Annotated in this window: 6 protein-coding genes and 1 tRNA gene; 3 read left to right on the top strand and 4 right to left on the bottom strand. The window is 49.1% G+C overall.

What is annotated here, in order from left to right:
• Positions 1-209: 209 nt before the first annotated feature.
• Positions 210-1,016: a CDP-diacylglycerol--serine O-phosphatidyltransferase gene (gene pssA, locus L9G74_RS19685; RefSeq protein WP_238898486.1), complete on the bottom strand. Its 807-nt coding sequence runs from the start codon at positions 1,014-1,016 to the stop codon at positions 210-212.
• 90 nt (positions 1,017-1,106) lie between these two features.
• Between pssA and L9G74_RS19680 the strand changes: the two genes are divergently transcribed.
• Positions 1,107-1,553, top strand: coding sequence for a DUF4124 domain-containing protein (locus tag L9G74_RS19680; RefSeq protein ID WP_238898485.1), 447 nt, complete (start codon positions 1,107-1,109; stop codon positions 1,551-1,553).
• Between the two features lie 52 nt (positions 1,554-1,605).
• Here L9G74_RS19680 and clpB read toward each other — a convergent pair whose 3' ends face one another.
• The 3 genes from clpB to rluD form a co-directional block, all read right to left on the bottom strand.
• A complete protein-coding gene (gene clpB / locus L9G74_RS19675) occupies positions 1,606-4,179 on the bottom strand; it encodes an ATP-dependent chaperone ClpB (RefSeq protein ID WP_238898484.1) in 2,574 nt (857 codons plus the stop codon).
• Between the two features lie 138 nt (positions 4,180-4,317).
• Positions 4,318-5,043 (bottom strand): peptidoglycan editing factor PgeF, encoded by a 726-nt coding sequence (pgeF, locus tag L9G74_RS19670; RefSeq protein ID WP_238898483.1) that lies wholly within the window; start codon positions 5,041-5,043, stop codon positions 4,318-4,320.
• Positions 5,040-6,017: a 23S rRNA pseudouridine(1911/1915/1917) synthase RluD gene (gene rluD, locus L9G74_RS19665; RefSeq protein ID WP_238898482.1), complete on the bottom strand. Its 978-nt coding sequence runs from the start codon at positions 6,015-6,017 to the stop codon at positions 5,040-5,042. Before rluD ends, pgeF begins: the two co-directional genes overlap by 4 nt.
• Before the next feature lie 128 nt (positions 6,018-6,145).
• Between rluD and L9G74_RS19660 the strand changes: the two genes are divergently transcribed.
• Both L9G74_RS19660 and L9G74_RS19655 read left to right on the top strand, forming a co-directional pair.
• Positions 6,146-6,907: an outer membrane protein assembly factor BamD gene (locus L9G74_RS19660; protein WP_238898481.1), complete on the top strand. Its 762-nt coding sequence runs from the start codon at positions 6,146-6,148 to the stop codon at positions 6,905-6,907.
• A gap of 244 nt (positions 6,908-7,151) precedes the next feature.
• Positions 7,152-7,227 (top strand) — tRNA-Phe (locus tag L9G74_RS19655).
• The last annotated feature ends 1 nt before the right edge of the window (position 7,228 follow it).

Raw genomic sequence — 7,228 nt, 5'->3', positions numbered from 1 at the left:
TCAACGACCTTTGCTTTCGCGCTTTGCCGTGTCAGTGGGTGCGCATTATAGGGACCTTAAAAAACTCCGCAACCCCTATTTCGCAAATAACTGCACAACAGCGCAAGAAGTAGCCAAACCAACATTTTAGTGACAAATGGCGCACCTATGACACGCCATTTTGCTACATACCCCCCCCATGAAATCACAGGAGAGAAACATTATTATAGTCACTTATCGCGAGGTTCGCTGTGAGATTGCGAAGTTTGTGGTTCATCTTCTATGTCGGTATCACCGATAACATCAGAAACTTTCAATTTATCAACGTGCCGGAATGTCATCACTGGGCCAGAGCAGGCATAGATATAGAAGAGACAGCAAAGAATTAACGCAGGATCGACCGATACCACCACAAATACTGCCACAACAAGGAGCATCACAATAAAGTTTACTCGGCCGCGCCAGTCTATCTCTTTAAAGGACGCATAACGGAAGTTACTCACCATCAATAAGCCAGTTACCGCGGTGATCAGGGCAAACAGCCAAGATACATCTTTACCAGCGATGTCATAGTCCTGTCCAACCCAAACACTACCCGCCACAATTGCTGCTGCCGCTGGACTGGCCAGCCCTTGGAAATAACGCTTATCTGCAATGCCGACTTGGGTGTTGAAGCGCGCTAGACGCAGTGCCGCCCCCGCACAATAGATGAACGCCGCTAACCAACCTATCTTGCCGATATCTTGCAGTGCCCAGTTGTAGGCAATTAATGCAGGCGCCATACCGAACGACACCATGTCAGCCATGGAGTCATATTCCGCACCGAATGCACTTTGGGTATTAGTGAGCCGCGCCATGCGTCCATCAAGGCCATCAAAAATCATGGCGACGAAGATGGCTATCGCGGCGGCTTCAAAGCGGCCATTCATTGAGGCGATTACGGCATAGAAGCCTGAGAACAGTCCGGCGGTAGTGAGCAGGTTAGGTAAAAGGTAGATCCCTTTGCTTTTAACTGTTGGTAAAGAAGAATTTTGCATACACTTATCCATTAGATGTTATAACGCTGCGCTGGTCAAAGATAACACAGTCCATCTTTGGCTAAGCCCAATTACGAGACGGATTTGCACATGTTGAAGCACAGCTTGTTGTTAGTCATGCTCATGACAATATCACTGCCAATAGTTCAGGCGGCCACTATATATAAGTGGGTTGATAAAAATGGTGTTACTCATTTTAGTCAAGATCCGCCGCCAACAGAGAATCAGACCACCGAACAGTTAGACAGTGCCAAGTTAGCCCCACCCAAATTAGGTTCTGTAGCGCCGAGTACAACGGCTGAGCCTGCACCAGCAGCGACCAATCCGAGTGTTGCGGAGATCTCTGCGCGCAATGCCGAACAAGCTAAGTCGATTTGTGAACAAGCCAAGTTCCAGCTGGACGTACTCAATACTCACCGCCGCTTACAACGTCAAGATGAAGCCACGGGGCAAGTCATCGAGATGTCAGAAGAGGAGCGACAGCAACAAATCGCCACTCAACAACAACGTATCAAACTATTCTGTGGTAAAGCTTAAGTGTCTTCAATATGTAAAAAGGAGCGCTAGGCGCTCCTTTTTACATTAGTGGTTACTGACGAAAGCTCAGCCCGTTGTCATCCACATCAACATGGATAGTTTGCCCCGGCAACAGCTTACCTTGCAGTAAACTTTGCGCTAACGGGTTTTCCACCTCTTGCTGCAAGGCACGTTTCAACGGACGTGCACCATAAACAGGGTCAAACCCAGCTTTGGCAATATAAGCCAAGGCGGCATCGCTAATCTCCAGTTGATACTCTTTATCGGCCAAACGTTGGCGCAGAGTTTCAATCTGAATGGCAGCAATATGCTTAATGTGCTCAGCTTCCAGTGGGTGGAATACCACGGTTTCATCAATACGGTTCAAGAACTCTGGACGGAAGTGCATCTGCACCACGTTCAGCACTTGTTGCTTCATCTCATCATAAGATGCGGTGGCAAAGTGTTCTTGAATAACGTCTGAGCCTAAGTTCGACGTCATAATCACTACCGTATTACGGAAATCCACAGTACGGCCTTGGCCATCGGTCAGACGGCCATCATCCAACACCTGCAACAGAATATTGAATACATCCGGGTGCGCCTTTTCCACTTCATCCAGCAAAATCACTGAATAAGGACGACGACGTACCGCTTCAGTCAGATAACCGCCCTCTTCATAACCGACATATCCTGGAGGTGCTCCCACCAAACGCGATACTGAGTGTTTTTCCATAAATTCCGACATATCGATACGCACCATGGCGCTTTCGGTGTCGAACAGGAATTTCGCCAGCGATTTACACAGTTCGGTTTTACCGACCCCAGTTGGACCTAAAAATAGGAACGAACCAATTGGGCGGTTTGGATCCGCCAAGCCTGCACGGCTACGACGAATCGCGTTAGCTACCGCATCCACCGCTTCGTTTTGGCCGATAACCCGTTCGTGCAACGCTTCTTCCATATGCAGCAGTTTTTCACGCTCGCCTTCCAGCATCTTCGACACAGGAATACCGGTGGCTTTAGACAGCACTTCGGCAATCTCAACGTCGGTGACTTTGTTACGCAACAACTGCATATCTTGCATTTCAGCTTGCGCCGCTAAGTCGAGCTGTTTTTCCAACTCGGGAATACGGCCATACTGCAACTCAGACATGCGGGTCAGATCACCCGCACGGCGCGCCACTTCCAAATCTAAACGCGCTTGCTCTAACTCAGCTTTAATATGTTGCGTGCCAGCCAGCGCCGCTTTTTCGGTGAACCAGATTTCGTTCAGCTCTGCCGCTTTGCGTTCCACTTCATCTAACTCAGTGCGCAGATGGTCGAGACGTTTACGGCTCGCTTCATCGTTTTCTTTCGCCAGCGCTTGCTCTTCCAACTTCAGTTGGATTGCACGCCGTTCTAACTTATCCAGCGGCTCAGGTTTAGAGTCGATCTGCAAACGGATGCTAGATGCCGCTTCATCAATCAAGTCGATGGCTTTATCTGGCAACTTACGGTCAGAGATATAACGGTGCGACATGGTCGCGGCTGCCACAATCGCCGGATCGGTGATCTCTACGTGATGGTGCAGCTCATAACGTTCTTTCAAACCACGCAAAATGGCAATGGTGTCTTCCACGTTAGGTTCGTCCACCAGCACTTTTTGGAAACGACGTTCCAGCGCGGCATCTTTTTCAATGTATTGGCGGTATTCATCCAAGGTAGTGGCACCGACGCAGTGCAACTCACCACGCGCTAACGCGGGTTTGAGCATGTTACCGGCATCCATTGAACCTTCGGATTTACCAGCGCCAACCATGGTGTGCAACTCATCGATGAACAGAATGACTTGGCCTTCTTCTTGCGCCAGTTCATTCAGCACCGCTTTTAAGCGCTCTTCAAATTCACCACGATATTTAGCACCAGCCACCAGCGAGCCCATGTCTAACGACAGTACCCGTTTGTTTTTAATGCCTTCTGGCACTTCACCATTCACAATACGTTGGGCCAACCCTTCGACGATGGCGGTTTTACCCACGCCGGGCTCACCAATCAATACTGGATTGTTTTTACTGCGGCGTTGCAACACCTGAATGGTACGGCGAATTTCGTCATCACGGCCGATCACCGGATCAAGCTTGCCTTGTTCGGCGCGCTCGGTCAGATCGATGGTGTACTTTTTCAATGCCTGACGTTGGTCTTCGGCATTGGGATCATCCACTTTCTGGCCGCCACGGATCTGCTCAATGGTTTTTTCCATCAGCTCTTTGGTGGCACCGGCTTGTTTCAAGCATTTCGCTAGCGTGTCACCGCCTTCCAACGCTGCCAATACAAATAGCTCGCTGGAGATAAACTTGTCGTTACGTTTCTGCGCTAACTTGTCGCACAGATTCAACAAGCGGATCAGTGCCTGTGACAGCTGTACGTCACCACCTGAACCATCTACTTGTGGTAGACGTTCCAGCTCTTGAGTTAACAGTGAACGTAAGGTACTGACTTGAATCCCCGCTTGCGTTAACAATGGGTGGATTGAGCCAGAATCTTGGTTTAACAACGCCAACATCAGATGAACAGGTTCGATGAACTGATGATCGCGTCCAAGCGCCAGTGACTGTGCATCTGAGATAGCAATTTGGAATTTATTGGTCATACGATCGAGTCGCATATCCCCTCCTAACAATCTCAAAATAGAGGAATAACTTCGTTGTCTTAAATGTGGGGATAATCGGCACTAATTCAAGTTGACTAGCAAAGAATTTTGCCGAAACGCGAACGCAGTAACGTGAGTATCAGCAATGCAGCATTAGTCACGCCAGATGAGTGATGCCATGCGGCCAGTGGTTGGCTCGCGGCGATAAGAGAAATATTGTGCCGCTTGAGTAAAAGTACAATGCTCGATGGCATAGATATGTGGTACACCTGCAGCTTGCAAGCGCAGCTTAGCTAATGCGACCAGATCAGCCAAATATTTGCTGCCGTCAGTACCAGGCACAGCCATAAAACAATGCTGCGCGTCCGGCGTATGTTGCATAAAGGCTTCGCGCACTTCGGTGCCGACCTCAAAAGCGTCTGGTCCAATGGCTGGGCCTAAGTAGGCATATAGCTCGCTACCTTTGGCAAATTTAGCAATGCCCGCCTCGAGCACGCCATGACATAAGCCGCGCCACCCCGCATGTAATGCCGCGAGTTGTTTGCCGTCGGCGTCGCACAGTAACACCGGTAGGCAGTCGGCGGTCATGATGGTTAACACGCTATCGGCTTGCTGGGTAAATGCCCCATCGGCGCGACGATTAGCGTCAACATCGACATCGACCACCTCAACACCGTGAACTTGTGTCAGCCACTGCGGCTCAGCAGGCAATGCCAACTGCTGCACTAATAACTGACGGTTTTGCTGTACCGCAAATGGTTCATCACCGACATGGTCGCCTAAATTCAGGCTGTCATACGGCGCCTTACTGATGCCGCCGTGGCGGTCAGTAAAGGCAATATGTACCCCTTGGGGGATGAACCAGTCAGCAGGGATCAATACAGCATATCCTCTGGGTGCTCTTCGGTGTCTTTGCGCAGCGCTTTGGTCAGCTCAACCATATCGTCTGGGATCGGTGCTTGCCAGCTCATCAATTCCAAATCGATTGGATGGACAAGTTTCAAACGTACCGCATGCAGCGCTTGGCGCTTAAAGCCTTTAAGCACTTCAACAAACTCAGCACTGGCCGCTTTTGGTAGTTTTGGACGACCACCGTAAACCGGATCCCCCACCAGCACGTGACCGATATGCGCCATATGCACACGGATCTGGTGCGTACGACCAGTATCCAAACGCAAACGCAACCGGGTATGCGCACGGAATTTCTCCGCCACGCGGTAGTGAGTCACCGATGGACGACCAGCATGATGTACCGCCATATGCGTACGTTTGGTTGGGTGACGACCAATAGGTTCGTCCACCGTACCGCCTGCAGTCATAGTGCCCAGCACAATCGCTTCGTACTCACGGGTGATATCACGCGCTTGCAGCGCAGCCACTAAGTGAGTTTGCGCTTCAACAGTTTTCGCCACGACCATCAAACCGGTGGTGTCTTTGTCGAGACGGTGCACGATACCTGCGCGCGGCACATGTTCAATATTTGGACAGTGGTGCAGCAAGGCGTTCATCAAAGTACCATCATGGTTACCGGCACCAGGGTGCACGACCAAGCCCGCTTGCTTATTGATCACCAGAATATGGTCATCTTCATACACAATATCGAGATCGATAGCTTGGGCTTCCGCCACGGTTTCTTCTTCAATCTGCGCGTCAATTTCAATGATCTGCGCTTCTAACACCTTTTCTCGCGGACGTGTTACCACCTCGCCGTCGATGCGTACATTGCCCGCTAAAATCCACTCTTTCAGGCGGGTTCGGGAATAATCAGCAAACAATTCTGCAATGGCCTGATCTAATCTCTGGCCAGTTTGGGTTGCTGATATCTCGCTTTTTAGATTAATCTCTTGCGTCATAGGAACCGTCCCCAATTATTGGGGTCATAAAGAATTGTGTTAAATTGGTTAAACACGGAAAAGTGCTATTTTATCGTGAAATGGTAAATTTCTTAACTATAACTTTCAAAAAAGACATCAATAGAAGTATGCATATATTTGTCAAAGGCGCTGCCATCGCCTTTTTTTCATTGGCCATCACAGCCTGTAGCAGCAATCCTGATGACGGCTTTACTGGTAAAGAATCCGCAGACGTCTTATACAGTGACGCGCGTACTGCTATGGAAACTGGGAACTTTGCTAAAGCCGCAAGAACGCTTGAACAACTCGATTCTCGCTTTCCGTTTGGTGCCTACAAAGATCAAGTACAGCTGGATTTGATCTACGCATACTACAAACAAGATAGCACTGCCGATGCCTTGGCAAATATCGACAAGTTTTTGAAGCTCAACCCAACTCACCCTGATATCGACTATGTGATCTACATGCGCGGCCTAGTCAATATGCAGGCTGATAGCTATTTCTTGCATGATCTGTTGAACATTGATCGTACTGACCGCGATCCGCAGAATGCGCAAGAAGCCTTTAAAGATTTCAACCGCTTGCTGAAAAGCTATCCAAACAGCAAGTATGCGCCAGATGCGCAAAAACGTATGCAATTTTTGAAAGACCGTTTAGCCAGTTACTCAGTAAAAGTTGCCGAGTACTACATTAAGATTGACGCGTGGAGCGCCGCCGCAGTGCGTGGACAGACCATAGTTGAAACCTTTAGTGATACGCCGTATGTCGAACGTGCACTAGAAATTATGGTGCAAGCCTATGGTGAGTTAGGACAAAACACCCTAAAACAACACGCTTTGGAAGTGATGAAAACCAACTTCCCAAACAATGCATTAGTCTCGCAACGCTGATTGGATAACGTTGCCAGTTGTTAGCTTAAAGCCTCAGTCCGCTGAGGCTTTTTTATTTCAGCTAAATACACGCCTATAGTGGCAATAATTGCTGGTTAAGTTAGCCATTTTTTCACCGCCAAACGCAGTAAAACCGCCGCTTTAGCCCTTTTAGGGCAAATCTTGCTCAAACTCGCGATGTTTTGAAATATTTCTTAGAAAATAGTTGACTCAAAACCGCAAAAGCCTTTTAATGCACGCCGTCGCCCGAATAGCTCAGTTGGTAGAGCAGCGGATTGAAAATCCGCGTGTCCCTGGTTCGATTCCGGGTTCGGGCACCAC

The sequence above is a fragment of the Shewanella electrica genome, from assembly GCF_022321485.1.
Taxonomy (GTDB): domain Bacteria; phylum Pseudomonadota; class Gammaproteobacteria; order Enterobacterales; family Shewanellaceae; genus Shewanella; species Shewanella electrica.
Note: the sequence above shows the minus strand (reverse complement) of the source record. Positions and strands in the feature narration are given on the sequence as shown.

What these genes read in the sequence shown, in the direction of transcription:
- pssA (WP_238898486.1), bottom strand. Translation starts at nt 1,016, where the DNA reads ATGCAAAATTCTTCTTTACCAACAGTTAAAAGCAAAGGGATCTACCTT.
- L9G74_RS19680 (WP_238898485.1), top strand. Translation starts at nt 1,107, where the DNA reads ATGTTGAAGCACAGCTTGTTGTTAGTCATGCTCATGACAATATCACTG.
- clpB (WP_238898484.1), bottom strand. Translation starts at nt 4,179, where the DNA reads ATGCGACTCGATCGTATGACCAATAAATTCCAAATTGCTATCTCAGAT.
- rluD (WP_238898482.1), bottom strand. Translation starts at nt 6,017, where the DNA reads ATGACGCAAGAGATTAATCTAAAAAGCGAGATATCAGCAACCCAAACT.
- L9G74_RS19660 (WP_238898481.1), top strand. Translation starts at nt 6,146, where the DNA reads ATGCATATATTTGTCAAAGGCGCTGCCATCGCCTTTTTTTCATTGGCC.